Here is a 15,927-nt window from a genome sequence, read left to right on the forward strand (position 1 = left end):
TCGTGTCGCGGGGGTTGCGTCTCCGCGCGGAGTGTGTGTTCGCCGCGTGTCAAGGGGTAGCGCACGGGTCGACGTTGGCGCATCGTGGTTTCGGAGGTTCAGATGATCACTGCCGATCAGGGGAGCCTGGTGTTCGAGCCGCTCGGAGATGCCGCGTGGAGACTATGCGACACCAGCGTTGAAGTCCACGACGCCGCCCGCCTCGTCGCCTACGTCGAACGTGTCCGCAGCACCGGCGGGTATGAGGCGATCTGGGTGGGACTCGGCATCCCGCCCAGCACGCACCCTTCCCGCGAAGACGTGCTCCGCACCGCGCAGCTGCTCCGGCACCCGGAAGCCGTATCCACACGGTCCAAGCCGGTCCCGATTCCGCACCGTGCGCCGGTGAGGTCCGGAGCATCCGGATGGGGATGATCCGCACCACGGCGAGGTCCCGATCCTCGCCGTGTCGACCGGAATCTGCGTCGCGGCTGCCGCCCGCCTGAAGCACAATCGAGCCATGGGAACGCTCCACTACGGGGACATGGACACCCCGATCTGGATCGACGATCATGCCCTCGCGCACCTCAAGGTCGTCATCGTGACCAAACTGCGCCGAGGTGAAAGCTTCATCGTGTCATGGATGCACCCCGAGGATCAGCCCGGCGGCAGATCCGCGATCTGGCTGGACCCGTCCATCCCGTTGTTCTTCACATTCGACGAACCAGAACCACCCCGACTGGACCGCGAATGGTTGCAGGAACTCGCCGACTCCGCCACCTCCACGAACGGAATCATGCTCACATCCGAGCACACCGCGCCCCCACTCCCAGGAGATGAAATCGGCGACGCCGCCTGAAAGACAGCGAATTCGATCAACCGACGTGTGGGCGGATTGCTCGACAGGATACGTAGTCGCTCACGACACCACTTTGGAGTCTCCCCTCGCCGGCACCGTGATGGATGCCACCACTTCGAGACGAGGATGCCGATCGTCTGAGTCCTCGACCACACCGGTGTGCCACGTCATGGTGAACCCGTCGGTGCCGTCCTGCAGAACCGCGATGTTGTTGTCGAACCACGGACCCTTCACGGTCTTCCAACGAAAGGATGGGTCAGGGACCTTCGCAGAATGCGCGGCGGCGGCGCCCAGCGGGGTCGCTGCGCCGTACGACATCACCACGGAGAACCACCGCAGGAATCGGGGAAGGGGGTTCCGCATCGGTGAGCAGACGGCTTGCACGATGCGGCTGCCGTTCTGCCGCTCGACCTCAGCCAGGTACGAGAAGTGCACGTCACCGGACAGGAACGTCACCGTCAGCGGCGACGGCCCCCGGGCGCCGTCTGCCAACTCCGTCGCAATGCCGGCGACCGCCTGGAAGCTGTTCTGGAACGCCGCCCAGTGTTCCAGGTCGAAGGCCTGCCGCAGCCGTTCCCCGACCCACGCTGCCGGTCGACCCCACGCGCCTTGCGCGATCGCCTCATCCCATGCCTCGACATGGTGCAGGCCCAGCGGCAGAAGGAACGGGAGCGAGGTGGCGATGAGAACGTGGCGGAATCCGCCCTGCATCTGGCGGTCGAACCACGTGAGCTCCTCGCCGTTGAGCAGTCCCCGAGCCGAGGGAGTGAGATCTCTCGCGACGCGGGAATCCAGGACGATCAGACGGGTGCCATCGAAGTCTCGGGAGTAGCTCCAGCGGTAGCTGTTCGGGTCCTTGTCGCAGCGGTCCGCGAACTCGTCGAGTGCGCCACCGAGGTCGGGGGAAGCGGCGTCGTGGCGCCCAGTGACCTGCTGCCACATCTCGTCAGTGGCACGTTCGCGGGGAGACAAGTTGCCGAGGTGCTGGTAGACCCAGTACGACCCCAGGCCGGCGACGATGCGCTCGTGCCACCAGGTGGTGGCTTCCATCTTCCTCTTCCAATCGAGCGGGGCGTTCCAGTCATCGCGGATGTCGTGGTCATCGAAGATCATCGCACTCGGCACGCAGGAGAGCAGCCACCGATTCGCATCGTCCGACCATGCCAGCTGGTACAGGTGGGCGTATTCTTCGAAGTCTTTGAGCTCCTTGCCCGGTTCCTCATGGATGTCGCGGCGGCTGCGGATGAACGCCTGCATCTGCTTCGTGGTGGAGTCGGCGTACACCTGGTCGCCGAGGAACAGCAGCAGGTCCGGTCGGTCCACACGGCCGTCGGCGACCGCGAGCGCAAATGCGCGCAGCGAGTCGACGCCATGGGTTCGGTTGCCTGACCGGTCGTGCGGCACGCTGGTACGGCACGATCCGTAGGCGATCCGCGGCCGTTGCCCGGGCGTACGGGTGGCGATCACGGACGCCGGGAACTCCGAGCCCGCCTCCGGCCAAACCGGGACCTCGTCGATCTCCACCCGGTACGGTGAGACGCGGCCGGGCTCGAGCCGGTCAACTTCAACGAGCGCGTAATGGTGGCCGTGCACCGCGAAGCTGCGAGCCGGCCACGATCGTCCCTCAGCGCGGACGGTCACCACGCACTGGGCTCGCGTCTCCACCCAGATGCTGGCCGACGTCTCATCGACGTAGCGCAGCATCGGCCCCAACACCAGCGGGGATCCCATGACCCCGTTCTACCCGGAATACACCACAGCGGCCACAGATGCCCACCGCGACCGCGCGAGAAGGGCCGCCCAAGAACCGAGGTGCCCGTCGCACCAACACCCGCGATTGCGCCGCGAACCGGCATACGCGGGATCGCAGACATCCCGAATGCACCAGGATCCCCAAGCGGGCAGCGTGCGTTAGAGGGGCCGCATCGTGCCCGCGGATCCCTTGAGCCAGCGCGCCTACAGTTGGGGAATGATCGACGATGCGATCGAATCTCTGATGCGTCCACGAGTCGCGTTCAGTCGAAGTGATGTGCTCGCTCGACCGTCGGCCGTTCCGGCTCGGCCGGGCCTCTACGCCTGGTATTTCGATGAGTCGTTGCCGGGCGTCCCGCTTGCGGGCTGTCACGTCAACGAGCACGGCACCCTGCTATACGTGGGGATCTCGCCCGGGCCTCCACCTGCCAATGGCAAGGCGCCCAGTCGGCAGAACCTTTACAAGCGCATCCGCTACCACTACACCGGCAATGCGGAAGGATCGACGCTTCGACTGACGTTGGGCTGCCATCTCTCTGCGACGCTCGGGATCGAGCTGCAGCGCGTGGGTAGCGGGCACCGCCTCACATTCACCGCTCCTGGTGAAGCGACGCTGTCGGAGTGGATGGCTGAGCACGCTCGGGTCGCGATCTTGGAGCACGAAACGCCGTGGCTGATCGAACCGAGCCTCATCGCGGCGGCCTTGCCGCCGCTGAACATCGACCACAACAGCCGGCACCCTTATTGCCCGTCGAACCGAGCGTTGCGCGCGGAGCACAAGGCGAGGGCACGCTCACGTCCGATCTGGACCCCGACGTAGCCTCCGCGAGCCTCGATCCGCTTGCGGGGCCCTGCCCGCGAAGGGAACTGCCACGCAATCCCCAAACGCGCACTGCGGCGAGTAGCCTGCGGAATTGTGGGCCTTCTGATCTACTTCAACACTGCCTCTCTCGATGGATACATCGCCGGCCCGTTCGGTCGATGGGAGTGGGCGACACCCGATCCTGAAGTCCACGCCTTCGTCGACGAGCTGCTGGCACCCGTCACCACGCACCTCTACAACCTCAAGGTCTACGAGGCCATGAAGATGTGGGACGACGTCCGGCTCGAAGACCTCTCACCGCCTGATCGCGAATTCGCGTTGCGGTGGCGTGATGTCGACAAGATCGTGTACACGCGGAAGCTGACATCCGTCTCCACTCGCCGCACGGAACTGCGCGACACGTTCGACGCCGAAGAAGGTCGGCGGCTGAAGGACTCCACTCTCGGGTCCCTCGCTATCGGCGGCGGACAGCTCGCCTCCATCGCCGCGCGGGCAGGGCTCCTCGACGAGGTCCACGTCGTCGTAGCCCCAGCGGTCGTCGGCGGCGGCATCCGCCTTTTCGACAAGACGCTTCGACTCGACCTCGAGCTGTTCGACGAGCATCGCTTCCGCTCCGGCTTCGTGCACCTGGGATACCGGGTCCGGCGCGCGTCGAGATAAGCCACTGCCGGGAGGCTAGCGATCGGTTCCTTCCCGTCGCCGCTGACCTGCCACATCCGGCTTTGACCGGCGGGCCAGCACGGCGATGGTGACGACGACGGCGACCAGCAGAATGGCGAGTATCGCCACCGTGGGAATCACCCATTCCATGCGCACACTGTAGGCCCACAACACCTTGCAGCAGAAGGGCTGCTCCCCTGAGTATGGCGGCCGAAATCCGCCGCCTCGCCGCCACGCCACCGCTGTACCGGAGTGCAGCCGCGTTCCATCGATAATGTGTGCCGCGGGTGCCGCTAGGTGCCTCGCGGGTGAGATTGTGTTCGCCACACCGCGTTTGCCGCGATGAAGGGGCTCCCATGACCGCCAACGACGTCAACACCACCGGTTGGGCAGGATGGGGCGTGTTCGCCGCCGTGGTCCTGATCGTCGGAGGAGCCCTCGATGCCTTCCACGGGCTGCAGGCTCTCATCGGCCCCGACACCGCCTACTTCCTGGGACAGGTCGGGCTGTTCTCGATCGACGTGCAAGGGTGGGGGTGGTGGCACCTGATCATCGGGCTGCTGCTGATCCTCGTCGGAATCTTCCTGCTCGCTGGGGCGACCTGGGCGCGCGTGGTCGCCATCATCCTGGTGGCGCTCAACGCCATCGGCCAGCTCTCCCTCATCGCCGTGCAACCCTGGCTGTCGCTGGCCCTTCTCGCGATCGATGTCGTCGTGATCTACGCGCTCACCGTCCACGGCCGCGAGATCGACGCACGACGCAGCTAGCCCGCACCGACAGAAGCGCGACGATCCTGGCTACCGTCGCCGTTGCGTGCACTTGCTGGCTCAGGACCGAGCGGGCATCCGAGTGGGCGCGACACGCGGGCATCGTCCGTGAGCGGTGCGTAATCGCATGCGGGCCTGGGCGTAGTCTCGCGATCACGGTCCCAAGGAATCCGGGGTCGCGGTTCGGCAGACGGTTGCGTCTGCCCAGACGATTGGTGCATCCAATGGGCGGTGGTTTCTGGGACCTGATTCTCTGGTTCTTCTGGATCTTCGTGTTCGTCGCGTACCTGATGGTGATCTTCTCGATCATCGGGGACCTGTTCCGTGACGACTCGGTCAACGGCTGGGTCAAGGCGATCTGGATCATCTTCCTGATCTTCGTGCCGTTCCTGACCGCGCTGGTGTACCTGATCGCTCGCGGCAACGGCATGCAGAAGCGCTCGATCGCGCAGGCGCAGGAACTTCGCGCCGCGCAGGACGCCTACATCCGTCAGACCGCGGGCTCGAGTTCCAGCGCTGCGGACGACATCGCCAAGGCCAAGAGCCTGCTGGACTCGGGAGCCATCTCGCAGGCCGAGTACGACGCTCTCAAGGCCAAGGCCCTGGCGTAACCGGCATCGACTGCACGGAAGGCGGCATCACGTGGGGGATGCCGCCTTCGGTGTGTGAGTGGGCAGGTGACCGCTAGGAGTTGATCTGCTCGACGACGTCGTCGGCGGACTTCTCGATGGCCTCGCGGAGCTTGTCGTAGTCGTCGGAGTCGATGGCCTTGCTGATGCGCTTGTCGGAGCGCTCCAGGGCCTTCTCGACCTTGTCAGCCCACCGGTCGTCGACGACAGCGACGACCGCCGACGTGCCCGGTGCGAGGTACTCGTCGACGTCGACGCCGAACTGCTTCTCCTCGTGGTTCTTCTTGATCTTGCCGAGGATCGCTCCCACGCCGGCGCCGACCGCGGTCGCGGCCAGCAGCGGGGGCGCGAACAGTCCGACCACGACACCGGCGCCGGCACCCCAGGCTGCGCCCTTGCCGACGGTCTTGTCGCCGTGCTCCTTGACCTGCACCTTGCCGTCCTTGTCGCGGACCAGCACCACGGCGCCGACGATCTCGTAGCCGCCGGCGTCCTGCCCGCCGCGTAGCGCCTGGTAGTCCTCCGACGCTGCCGCTGTGTCGTCGTACGAGCCGACTACCAGTGCGAGGTTCTTCGTACCCATCGATCTGTCTCCTTCGGTTGATCTCGGAGCCGACCGAACCGGCCGCTCCCGGGCTCTGCGTCATCAGGGTGTTGCGATCATATGGCCGAGCCACGTGCAGAGTGAGAGCCCGATCGGTGAACTTTCGGCGCCGCCCGAACGGTCGCTGCCGACAGGCCAGAAGCGAAGCTTCGTCTCACCCAGCCCACGCTCATCCTCCGGCGGAGTGGGTCGCGCGCAGCCGGGTCTCGGGTCGGATCCCTAAACGGGCATTGAACGATGAGGGGGCGTTGGCGTGCGGTCGCCGTCCAGGGTGCCGAAAGCCATATGTACGGTCGCACTGACCGACGGAGGATCGAATGGACGAAGCCTCTACCTCGCGGGCTTCACCGTCCGTTCGCGCTCGATGAGCGTGCGTTTCTGCTGCGTTCTGCACCAGCTTGGTCCGGCCCTGGGAGTGGCGCTAACGCGCGGCCGATCACGCGTCCGCGCACGGCCGCGAGGAACCGATCTCGCCGAGGTTGCCGATCGCGACCGGACGTCGCCCGAAAACGCCGAGGAGGCGCGGCGTGGCCCGTAACCGCAGGCTTGCCGCCGACCTCCTCCCGGTCGTCGACCTAGCATTGCAGCGTCGCGGCCGGTTCTACACGACGCGCCTCCGCCGCGCGATGACAAACGTCACCATGCCAACGGCCAGCAGCGCCAACCCGACCGCACCGCCAATCGCCGCCATCTGCCCTGCAAGACCGGTCGGTGGCAGCGGCGGGTAGAACGTGTTCGTTACGACGATGTCCATCGCGACCGTGCCGACAACTGCGACGGTCGTCGTTCCGTTCAGCTGCACACCGTCGATGCTGATGGTCGTCTCGTCGGCACCGCCGGTGTCCACCTCGGTGATGGTGCACTCGGCACCGGTGGGCAGGAGTGTGACGAGTGGCCCGACCGGCCCGCCGATTTCGTAGGTGGCGTCGCGAAGGAGCAGTCCCGGCGCGGGATGCGAGGCGTCGATGAGCACGCATCTCACGTGGAAGGTGAACGAGCGTCCGGCGAAGTCGTCGGCGGCGGCGCCGTCGACCACCTTCCTCACGGTAATCGGCGGGTCGCCGTACTCGTTGACGAACGCGACGGACGTTTGGTTCTCGGCGTCCACGTTCGGAAGCGGCTGGAGCTCGGCGACGGTTCCGGCGGCCGGATCGCTGGTGGTGCCGGCCTCGGTGATGGTGACCGTCGTGCCGAGCGCGTCCATGGTCTCGGTCTCGGTGATCGTGCATTCGGCGCCCTCGGGCAGCTCGGTCCAGGTCACGGTCTCGCCGTCGGCGATCGTCTGCGCCATGGGTTCGGCAGCGGTCACCTGCTGCTCGTCCCACATGCACGCGAGCGTCACTTCGAAGGGACCGTATGTGACCGGGTCGCCGTTGATGTCGACGGCGGTCGTGGGTGCGACGGTCTTGGTCACCGAGACCTGCGCGAGATTGAATGTGTTCTCCACGGTCAGGGGCGACTGCGGCTGATCGTCGACGCTCAGGATCGTCGGATCGGTCTCGACGGTGAAGGTGTAGCCCTCGTCGTCGCCGGCGACCACGTTGCCGTCGGCATCGAGGATCTCGGTCGAGCTCGCACCGCCGTCATCCACCTCGACGAGACGGCACTCGGCACCGGTGGGGAGGTTCTCCCACAGCGCGGTCGGCGAGTCGGCGCTCACGATGCGGATGCGGCCGTCTGGGATGTCGACGATCTCGCCGTCACGGCTGCACGTGAGGCTCAGTTCGTATGCCGAGGTGCCGAACTTCTCGGCTCCGTCGCCGGCGAAGGTCTTGGTCACCTCGAGCGAGCCGGTGAGGTACCAGTTCGTCGCGGTCACGGTGACGACTCCGCCGCCCTCCGGGACGATCCCCGTGCCCGTCGACGTGTCCTGCCCGTCGTTCGGCTCGATCACCACGGCGTCCGCGCCGTTGAGGTCCACCTCCGTGACCGTGCATTCGGACCCGGCGACGACGTCGTGGACGACGGACGTGAACCCGTTCGCGGCGTTCAGCACCACCTGGGTGTCGATGAGGGTCTCCCCCTCGAAGGTGCAGGTGACGTCGAACGTGAACTCCTGGTCGAGGCCGTACTGATCGGCTCCGCCGCCCTCGAACTCCTTGATGAGCACCAGTGCCGTCGCGTCGAATACGTTGGTGTAGGTCACGGTGTTGACGACGGCGGTGCTGTCGGGTTGCAGCTCGGGGATCAACACGGTGCGGGCGTTCTGATCGATCACCGGGGCCAGATCGCCTGAGGCGCCGGGGACGTCGGCCTCGGTGACCGTCCCGTCGGCGCCGCGGTCGTCGGTCTCGGTCACGAGGCACTCGGAGCGCGCCGGGATCTCGGTGATCGTCTCGATCTCGTTCGCGTCGAGCGTGAACGTCTCATCGACGACGACCTCGCCCTGGAAGACGCACACCACATGGAACTCGAAGCCCGTCGGCACCTCTGGCGCGGTGGACTCTACTATCTTGCCGACCTCGAGCGAGGCCCATTCGTACGTGTTCTCGATCTCGAAGGCGAACGTCTGATCCTCCTCCGTCACGGTGATCGACTCGGGGGTGATCGTCGTGACGGTCTGACCGAAGTCGTCTTCCACAACCGTGCAGATCGAGTCCACCGGGATGTCGGGGATGACCACGGCAGGCTCGCCGGGGGCGATCGTCACCACGCCGCCGTTCGCGAGCGCGACGTCGGCGCCCTGCCACGTGCATGACACCGTCGCGGTGTGCTCCGCCGGCGTGGGGAATCCGTCGGGAGCGTCCACGATCTTCTCGACCGAGACCGAGCCGTTGACGAACTCGTTGGTCACGGTCACGACGACCGGTGTCGTGCCCTCGCCGATGGTGACGGGCTGCGCCGGGCTGATCGTGATGTCTCCCGTGGCGAACCCGGCATCCGTCTCGGTCACTGTGCAGAGGGCATCCGTCGGGAGCCCCTCGTACAGCGCGGTGCCGGCGCCCGTGATGGTGCGCGTCGCACCGCCCGGGACCGTCACGTCGACCGTCTCGCCGTTGACCTCCCGCGTGCACGCGAGGCTCACGGTGTACGTGTCGGTCGTCGCCGGGTCGAGCGCGTTCGCCGGTGCCCCGTCGAGCTCCTTCTGCACCTCGAGCGACCCGACTGTGAACGTGTTGGTGATGTCGGCTTCGACGGGCACCGTCGGGTCGTCGCTAACGGTCAGTGTGACGCTCGTCGTGGAGTCGTTCGCCCCGCCCGTGCCGGGTTCGGTGACGGTGCACTCGGCACCGGTCGGCAGGTTGTCGACCGTCCAGACCAGATCGTCGGGCGGGGTGAGCGTGTGCGTCTCCTGGAACACGGGGTCCGGAGTCGCGTCCGCGATCGCGCAGGTCATCGCGACCGTGAAGGGTGCGGTGGCCCAACCGCCGGGGTCGACGATCGACTTCACCACCGACACCGAGCCGGCCGTGTAGACGTTCTCGAAGGCGACCGTGGTCAGCGCGGTCGTCTGGCCCTCGTCGTACGGCAGGATCGTGAAGGATGCCTCGTCGACGGTGACCGGATCGCCACCGTCCTCCGTGATCGTGATCGCGGTGCTCGCGGCACCGCCGGCATCCGTCTCCTCGACCGTGCATTCCGCGCCGGCGGGGATGTTCGAGAACGTCTTGGACTCACCGTCGGTGAGGGTGAAATCGAGGTCGGCCGCGGGGATCGTCTCCTGATCGAGATAGAGGCAGCTCGCCTCGAACGTGTAGGTGCGCTCGTAGACGATGGGTTCGCCGTTCTGATCGACCGCACCGCCGTTGTCGACGCTCTTCTCTACGGTGAACCCGCCCGCGGCGAATTCGTTGGTGATCTCGATCGAGGACTGCTGCGGGTCGCCGTTGTAGGGATCCCACACCGACGGCTCCTGGCTCCAGTCGCGGTCGGCGATCACCCCGTCAGCGGGGTCGACCGTCACCGTCACCCCCGGGATGGGCGGATCCTCGACCACCGTGCACGTGGAGAACAGCGGGAGGTTCACAGGGCCGGTCGTGCTGTTGTACTCCAGCACCGTCCCTTCGGCGTCGACAGACGGGCGACTCGCATCGTTCCCGTCGGCGTCGAGCAGGGTCACCGGCTCCCCGCCCGACGTGCACGTCACGAGCAAGGGGTAGCTGGTGGGCAGGTCGACGGGGGTGGCGAAGTCGGGGGCGTCCACGATCTTCGACAGGAGCAGCTGACCGGTGGCCGCCGCGACGCCGACCTTCTGCGGCTCGACGACGAGCGAGGGACGCTCGGGCTGGGTGACCGTGGCGTTGGAGCGGGATGCCGTCGCGAACGAGTTGTAGGCGACGGGAAGGCCGCTCGGCACGGCGGAGTTCGCTGGCAGCACGAATGGGGTCTGCGTCTCGTAGGTGAGCTGCAGCGTCTCTCCCGGGCGCAGCCCTGGCGCCGGCGAGAGCTCGTCGGGGTTCTCGTACTCGAGCACGAGCAGCACGCTGCGCGCCGTCGCGAGCGTGGCGGGCGGAGTCGCCGCGTCTACGAGCTCCCAGTTGAAGGCGCAGGAGGGGTCTTCCGCGGCGCCCTCGGTGTAGACCTTGATGGCGTTGTCGTTGCAGGCCTGGCTGAGCTGGAGGGGCGAGATGAAGATGCCGTGCTTCGCGAAGGCGCTGTCCGCCAGTTCGGCGAAGTTGGCCGAGATCGTGCCCGATATCGTGACCCCGAACTCCGACCCGCGGTCGCCGGGGACGATCACGCCCTGGTCGCCGACAGCGGGGAGTGTGTCGACGGCGGCGACGACGCGTGCGCTCGTGTTGCCACCGTTGGTGAAGTCGATGCGCCACGACTCCTCGCCACCCGGGCGGGTGATCGGCGCACACGGGAACGAGTAGAAGCCGTCGCTGGTCACGCCTGGGATGCGGGGGTCGCAGGCGGCCGCGTCACCCTGGACGTTGAGCACGCCGAGGTCGTCGTCAGTTGGCACGTCGGGATCGCCCGCGAGTGCACCCTTGACGTACTTCTTCGCCGCGATGGTGGCGATCGCCAGCGGCGCGACCTCGGTATCGGCCGAGCAGGTGTCGACACCCGACTCCGGGTCTTTAGGCACGAGGTCGGTCGTCGTCCCCTGACACGTCTCGAACGGGCGGTCCGAGCTCACCGTCACCGTGTTAGATACGACGGTGTCGGGGGTGACGTCGTCGCGGAAGAGTAGGGGCGCGTTGACCGTGAGAGTCCAGCCGGCATTGAAGACGAAGTCGTCTGGCCCGGTGATGGTGAGCAGTCCCGTCTGCTCGTCGAGGGATGCCGAGAAGTCGGGATCACCGGTCGGCGCACCGGGCCCGCTCAGTGCGAAGGTGTACGCGGTCGGATCGGGCTCGACCAGCAGCGAGCCCTCGGCATCCGTCTCGATCTGGTCGACCACCTCGAACCCGGTCATGTCCCACTCGCCCGTGTTTGTGACGGTGATCACGTACGGGATCGGGGCGGTCTGGCCGACGAGCGCCGACCCGCCGCGGGTCTTGGTGACCTCCACGGCGTTCGGCTGGTGGAGGACGATCGTGGTGTCCGCGGCGGTGCCCGACTGCTCGAACGTCTGGTCGGGGCCGAACTGCGCGGTGCTGAACGACTGCACGTCGTCGCTGATCACGCCGTTCCCGGTCTCGCCGGGGTTGGGCTGGAGATCGGGACGCGTCGTCGAGACCTCGACCGACGGGTCGCTGCGGAGAAACTCGCGGCGATCGGTCGTCACCGAGAAGGTGAGCTGCGGGTTGAACGGGCGCTCCCACTGGACGATGTTCCCGTCGCCGTCGACCTGCTGTGCGCGGAAGCGCACCCCGACGACGAGCGGTTCGGTGACGCCGGCGGGAAGGTCGAACGTGAAGATCGCGCCCGACGAAGCGTCCTCCCAGTCGCCTGACGCCCAGCACGCCGAGGTGTCGGTGATCGGCGCGTCGTTGCAGGTGGCGATCAACGCACCTGCGACTTCGGCATAGACGACGTCACGGCCGGCGTCATCGTCGATGAGCACGTCCATCGCGACCTGGTTCACGGGCGCGGGCACGTTGATCTGCGCACCGGCGTAGTCCATTGTGTTCCAGAACGTCGGCGTGGTGTCGGTGAGTTGGAAGAATGTCGTGCGCGCAGTGCCATTGGGTCGCCCGCCGAGCTGCGTGACGTAGGTCGTGGAGCCTTCCTCGGATACGGATTCCGGCGTGATCGACTTCGTCGTCTCGATGGCGTAGCTGGCCTCGACGATCGCGAACTCGTCGCTCGCGTCGGCCGCACCGGTACCGCACTGATTCTCCGCGCAGTCATCGAGGACAGGGCTCTCGAGCTGGGTGTGGGCATCGTTCACGATCGTGTCGCCCGGCGGTGTCACGGTGACCGGCTGGCCGGGGTCGGAGCGCAGAACGCTCCGCAGCTGCCAGGTGAGCGTCACGACCCCCGCGGCGTTGGTCGGGATGACGGCGCTGCCGTCGGCCGACCGGAAAGCCACCGTGAACCCGGTGACGTCAGCCAGCGCGGCGGCATCCAACGCGAGCGCCTGGTCGTACGTGTAGTCGGTCGTCGCCCCGCTGCGGGAGAGGGTGACGGTGGTCTCCGCCTGCGTGATGCCCGTCGGGATCTGGATGGTGTCGATGTCAAACAGGTTGAGCGTGTCGTACACGGTATCGGCGAGAGCCTGGCCGGCGGTCGGATCCTCGATCACCATGCCGCTGACACGTGCGGCCGAGATGTTCGTCGCCGACAGCGTCGCGCTGATGAGCGGATAGTCGGCGGAGTCAACCGGCGGGCTGGTCGTCGGGAGGCCGAGCTGATCCTGGTCGAACGTCTTCGTCAGCGTGGCGTCGATGGGCTGGTCGACGATCAGGATCGTGTCGTTCGCGACATCCACACTGTCCACGCCCGTCCCCGGGTTGACGCCATGGGCGCTGGCCGTGTTATCGACGAGGCCCGGCTGACCGGTGTTGTATCCGTACGGGTGGAAGTTGCCCAGGACCGCCTGGGAGGGGTCGCTGCGGAGGGTGTCGCGCACCCGGAAGTCGAGGTCGAACGGTCGGCGGTCGTACGAGGAGCCGATTCCTTCCCCGGTCGCCTGCTCGGTCAGCACGAAGCGCACCGACAGCGTGTCGGCCGCCTGTGCATCGGTCAGGGTGTAGCCGCCGAACTGGCCGTCGCAGCCGTTCGCGCACGCGTTCGCGGTGATGTCGACCCAGTCGCCCTCGCTCTCGGAGAACAAGGAGACCTCGGTGACCTCGGTGTTGACGATCAGCGGGTCGGTGGTCGTGGTGATCGGATCGATCGCGACGAGGTCCCAGGCGTCGTACACCGAGGCGGCCGTGTCGGTCGGGTCCAGCGTCTCGGCGACGTCCGTGAGGGTCATCTCGCTGATTTTCAACCCGTCGGTCGACCACAGCAGTCGCGTCGTGCGGACGTCGGCGGACAGCGAGGGAACGTCGTCCTGCAGCCACTGCTTGTCGAGGAAGTCGGCGCCGTCGCCGTCGCCGTCGATGGGGAGCAGGCTGATGTCGTCGCTCGCCGTATCGGTCTGCTCACCGCCCGCGTCGGGGTTGTCGACGAGCGACTGCGCCGTGTTGGGGATCGTCACCTCCTCGTCGTGCGGCTGCGTCACCTCGACCCCGATGTGCGTGGCCACCGTGAACCCGGGTGGCAGCTCGTCGGGGCATCCGTCGCCGGGCGCGGGGTCGTACTCCAGCTGGATGCCGCCGATGTCGGCCTGCAGATCGGCCGGAACCTGGTACGACCACAGCTCTTCGGGACCGGGCACCGCGGTCGCGCCGGGGAAGTCGGTCCACGGGCCGTCGGGCTTCTGCCAATAGCGCACCGTCAGAGTCGTGCACGCGGGGATGTCGGTGTTGGTGATCTCGGTGGCGGTGAAGTTGTCCCAGAACTGGGTCTCCAGCTGCGGGAACGGCGGATCGGAGATGACGAGCTTGTCCGAGCCCGTCGTCGAGGCCGGGCTGACGTTTCCGGTCAACGTGACGTCGGCGGAGGTCCCCGGCACCCCCCAGATCGTGTCGGGGGTGATCGATTTGGTCACGGTCGTGTCGATCGTGAGGGGATCGATCGTGAACGGCGCCTGGGCATCGTCGGTGCCGGTCTGCCCGTTTGCGTTCTCGACCTCCGTGTCGACGACGTTCGTGCTTGACACCGTCGTATCGGTCGGCAGCGCGGTGACCTCCATCGGGACGATCGCCTGCGTGCCCGAGACGATGTCATCGCCGTCGGCCGAATAGACGACGGTGAACCCTTCCACGGTGCAGCTCGGGGTGGGATCCGGGAGCGTGTTGACCGTCGTGGTGGATGCCGTGCTGTCGGGGCAGTCGCTGTACGTGTAGGTGATCTCGGCCGACGTCGCCGCGACGGGCCACGCGACGGAATCGCCGAAGCCGTCGAAGGTCAGGCCCTGCTCGGTGAACGTCGATGAGCCCGCCGACGGCTCGGAGATGGTGAGGGTCTGCACGTTCTGCTCGCCCACTGTCGCGGTGATGTCAGCAGTCGTGCTCTGACCGCTCACGAGGGTGGTGTCGGCGAAGGCCTTGTCGACCGTCACGTCGGGCAGCCGCTGGGCGATCGTGATCGACGCGTCGTCGGTCACGGGATCACTCGTGGTTCCACCCGTCGAAACGGTCGACGAGGCGTCGTTGGTGACGGTGACATCAGTGCCGTCGGGGATCGTGGTGACAGTGTCGTTCGTCACCGTGTGCACGACCACGGTGCCACTCGCCCCCGGCGGGAACGTGCCGGTGAAGGTCACGCGCACACCGCCGGCATCGCTGATCGGGTCAGGCGGAGTCGTGCTCCACTCGCCGGGGTCGACCCAGTACTCGGAGGTCGTCGACGTGGTCCCGGGCGGCGGGGTGATGTCGACGCCGGTGAAGTCGAGGTACCCCCCGAAGTCCGTCGGCGGGTTGATAGGGTCCTGGACGACGATCGTGTCGACGTTCTGGTTCGAAGCGCTCCCCGGAGTCAGCGTCCAGTCGACCGGCTGTCCTGGAACCGCGGGCAGCGTGCTCGTCGGGGCGACGGACTTCGCGATGCTCGGGACGAGCGTGGTCTCGACGTCCAGCACGATGTCGGCCGACGCGGGCGCGTCCGGTGCGTTGTCGCCGGTGGCGGTCGCCGTGTTGGTGACCGTCTGCCCATCCCACGTGCCGTCCGCAGTCGGGTCGACGATCGCGTTCACGGTGATCGTCATGCTGTAGCCGGCGGGCCACAGCAGCGGATCAGCCGTCAGATCCAGAGCGGGTGCGACGGTGAACGCATTCCCCACCGTGTCGACCTGCAGATCGAACTCCCCGGCCGGCTGGCCCGCCGGAGGGTTGATCTGCACCGTGACCGGGCTCGGATTGGCCGGGTCGAAGATTAGCGGCTCCGGGAGGGCGTCACCGACGAGGGTGTTGAAGCAGCCGGGTTCGTTCGTCGACGAGCAGTTGACGGTGATCTGATAGGTCACCGGGTCACCGGGCGAGAAAGGACCGGGCTCCACGACCGACTTCTGGATCGAGAACGCCGCAACCGCGAAAGCCGCCGGCGCAACCCCCAACAAGACGGAAGCTGCCGCCAGCATGACGGCAGTAAAACCTGCGAGCAGGACCCGGCTCTTCTTCATACCCTCAACTCCTTGGAGCAAGGTCGATTGATAAGCGCACCGACCCGGCGAGTCTATGGCCGGTCAGCGGAGACTTCCAGCCCACGGCTGTGACACGTGTGAACAGAGTGACGCGCCACTCGGGCGCGGTCTCTGCGAGAGAAGCGCGAATGCTGGTCGCGCACGGCCAGACATGCGGGTGAGTCCCATAGCGTGGTGTCACTTCCCGCGGGGTCCTCGGCGTCGTAGACGTTGATGGGCCATCGTGGGAACCCAGCTGTTTCCGCCAAGAAGCAAGAAGAGTGATCCCACGATG

10 protein-coding genes are annotated in these 15,927 nt (G+C 66.9%); 6 read left to right on the forward strand and 4 right to left on the reverse strand.

The window, feature by feature from the left end; translation table 11 throughout:
• Positions 1-102: 102 nt before the first annotated feature.
• Both IM767_RS19995 and IM767_RS20000 read left to right on the forward strand, forming a co-directional pair.
• Positions 103-414 (forward strand): hypothetical protein, encoded by a 312-nt coding sequence (locus IM767_RS19995; protein WP_109212162.1) that lies wholly within the window; start codon positions 103-105, stop codon positions 412-414.
• A gap of 85 nt (positions 415-499) precedes the next feature.
• Positions 500-838: a DUF7882 family protein gene (locus IM767_RS20000; RefSeq protein ID WP_109212161.1), complete on the forward strand. Its 339-nt coding sequence runs from the start codon at positions 500-502 to the stop codon at positions 836-838.
• Positions 839-898: 60 nt separating this feature from the next.
• Here IM767_RS20000 and IM767_RS20005 read toward each other — a convergent pair whose 3' ends face one another.
• Positions 899-2,569: an alkaline phosphatase D family protein gene (locus IM767_RS20005; RefSeq protein ID WP_109212160.1), complete on the reverse strand. Its 1,671-nt coding sequence runs from the start codon at positions 2,567-2,569 to the stop codon at positions 899-901.
• Positions 2,570-2,807: 238 nt separating this feature from the next.
• Here IM767_RS20005 and IM767_RS20010 point away from each other — a divergent pair, with 238 nt between their 5' ends.
• Entirely contained in the window at positions 2,808-3,410 is a 603-nt protein-coding gene (locus IM767_RS20010) for a GIY-YIG nuclease family protein (RefSeq protein WP_239453513.1), read from the forward strand.
• A gap of 96 nt (positions 3,411-3,506) precedes the next feature.
• On the forward strand, positions 3,507-4,073 hold the full coding sequence (locus IM767_RS20015; protein WP_109212159.1) for a dihydrofolate reductase family protein: 567 nt from the start codon (positions 3,507-3,509) through the stop codon (positions 4,071-4,073).
• 15 nt (positions 4,074-4,088) lie between these two features.
• On the opposite strand, the gene IM767_RS21080 is transcribed toward IM767_RS20015, so the two are convergent.
• Entirely contained in the window at positions 4,089-4,223 is a 135-nt protein-coding gene (locus IM767_RS21080; protein ID WP_275426036.1) for a hypothetical protein, read from the reverse strand.
• Between the two features lie 206 nt (positions 4,224-4,429).
• Between IM767_RS21080 and IM767_RS20020 the strand changes: the two genes are divergently transcribed.
• Both IM767_RS20020 and IM767_RS20025 read left to right on the forward strand, forming a co-directional pair.
• On the forward strand, positions 4,430-4,840 hold the full coding sequence (locus IM767_RS20020; protein WP_109212158.1) for a DUF7144 family membrane protein: 411 nt from the start codon (positions 4,430-4,432) through the stop codon (positions 4,838-4,840).
• Between the two features lie 224 nt (positions 4,841-5,064).
• Positions 5,065-5,451, forward strand: a complete 387-nt coding sequence (locus IM767_RS20025; protein ID WP_109212157.1) for an SHOCT domain-containing protein — start codon at positions 5,065-5,067, stop codon at positions 5,449-5,451.
• Positions 5,452-5,524: 73 nt separating this feature from the next.
• On the opposite strand, the gene IM767_RS20030 is transcribed toward IM767_RS20025, so the two are convergent.
• The gene (locus tag IM767_RS20030) at positions 5,525-6,052 is read right to left on the reverse strand and encodes a DUF1269 domain-containing protein (RefSeq protein WP_109212156.1); all 528 of its coding nucleotides are present in this window, start codon (positions 6,050-6,052) and stop codon (positions 5,525-5,527) included.
• A 622-nt stretch (positions 6,053-6,674) separates the two neighbouring features.
• Positions 6,675-15,632 (reverse strand): DUF5979 domain-containing protein, encoded by an 8,958-nt coding sequence (locus tag IM767_RS20035; protein ID WP_162564406.1) that lies wholly within the window; start codon positions 15,630-15,632, stop codon positions 6,675-6,677.
• Positions 15,633-15,927 lie beyond the last annotated feature (295 nt).

It is taken from the genome of Microbacterium ureisolvens (assembly GCF_015278315.1).
GTDB lineage: Bacteria > Actinomycetota > Actinomycetes > Actinomycetales > Microbacteriaceae > Microbacterium > Microbacterium ureisolvens.

Bases quoted from the DNA above. Each gene is read 5' to 3' on its own strand.
- IM767_RS20000 (WP_109212161.1), top strand. From the start codon at position 500: ATGGGAACGCTCCACTACGGGGACATGGACACCCCGATCTGGATCGAC.
- IM767_RS20030 (WP_109212156.1), bottom strand. From the start codon at position 6,052: ATGGGTACGAAGAACCTCGCACTGGTAGTCGGCTCGTACGACGACACA.
- IM767_RS20010 (WP_239453513.1), top strand. From the start codon at position 2,808: ATGATCGACGATGCGATCGAATCTCTGATGCGTCCACGAGTCGCGTTC.
- IM767_RS20025 (WP_109212157.1), top strand. From the start codon at position 5,065: ATGGGCGGTGGTTTCTGGGACCTGATTCTCTGGTTCTTCTGGATCTTC.
- IM767_RS20005 (WP_109212160.1), bottom strand. From the start codon at position 2,569: ATGGGATCCCCGCTGGTGTTGGGGCCGATGCTGCGCTACGTCGATGAG.
- IM767_RS20035 (WP_162564406.1), bottom strand. From the start codon at position 15,632: ATGAAGAAGAGCCGGGTCCTGCTCGCAGGTTTTACTGCCGTCATGCTG.
- IM767_RS21080 (WP_275426036.1), bottom strand. From the start codon at position 4,223: ATGGAATGGGTGATTCCCACGGTGGCGATACTCGCCATTCTGCTGGTC.
- IM767_RS19995 (WP_109212162.1), top strand. From the start codon at position 103: ATGATCACTGCCGATCAGGGGAGCCTGGTGTTCGAGCCGCTCGGAGAT.
- IM767_RS20020 (WP_109212158.1), top strand. From the start codon at position 4,430: ATGACCGCCAACGACGTCAACACCACCGGTTGGGCAGGATGGGGCGTG.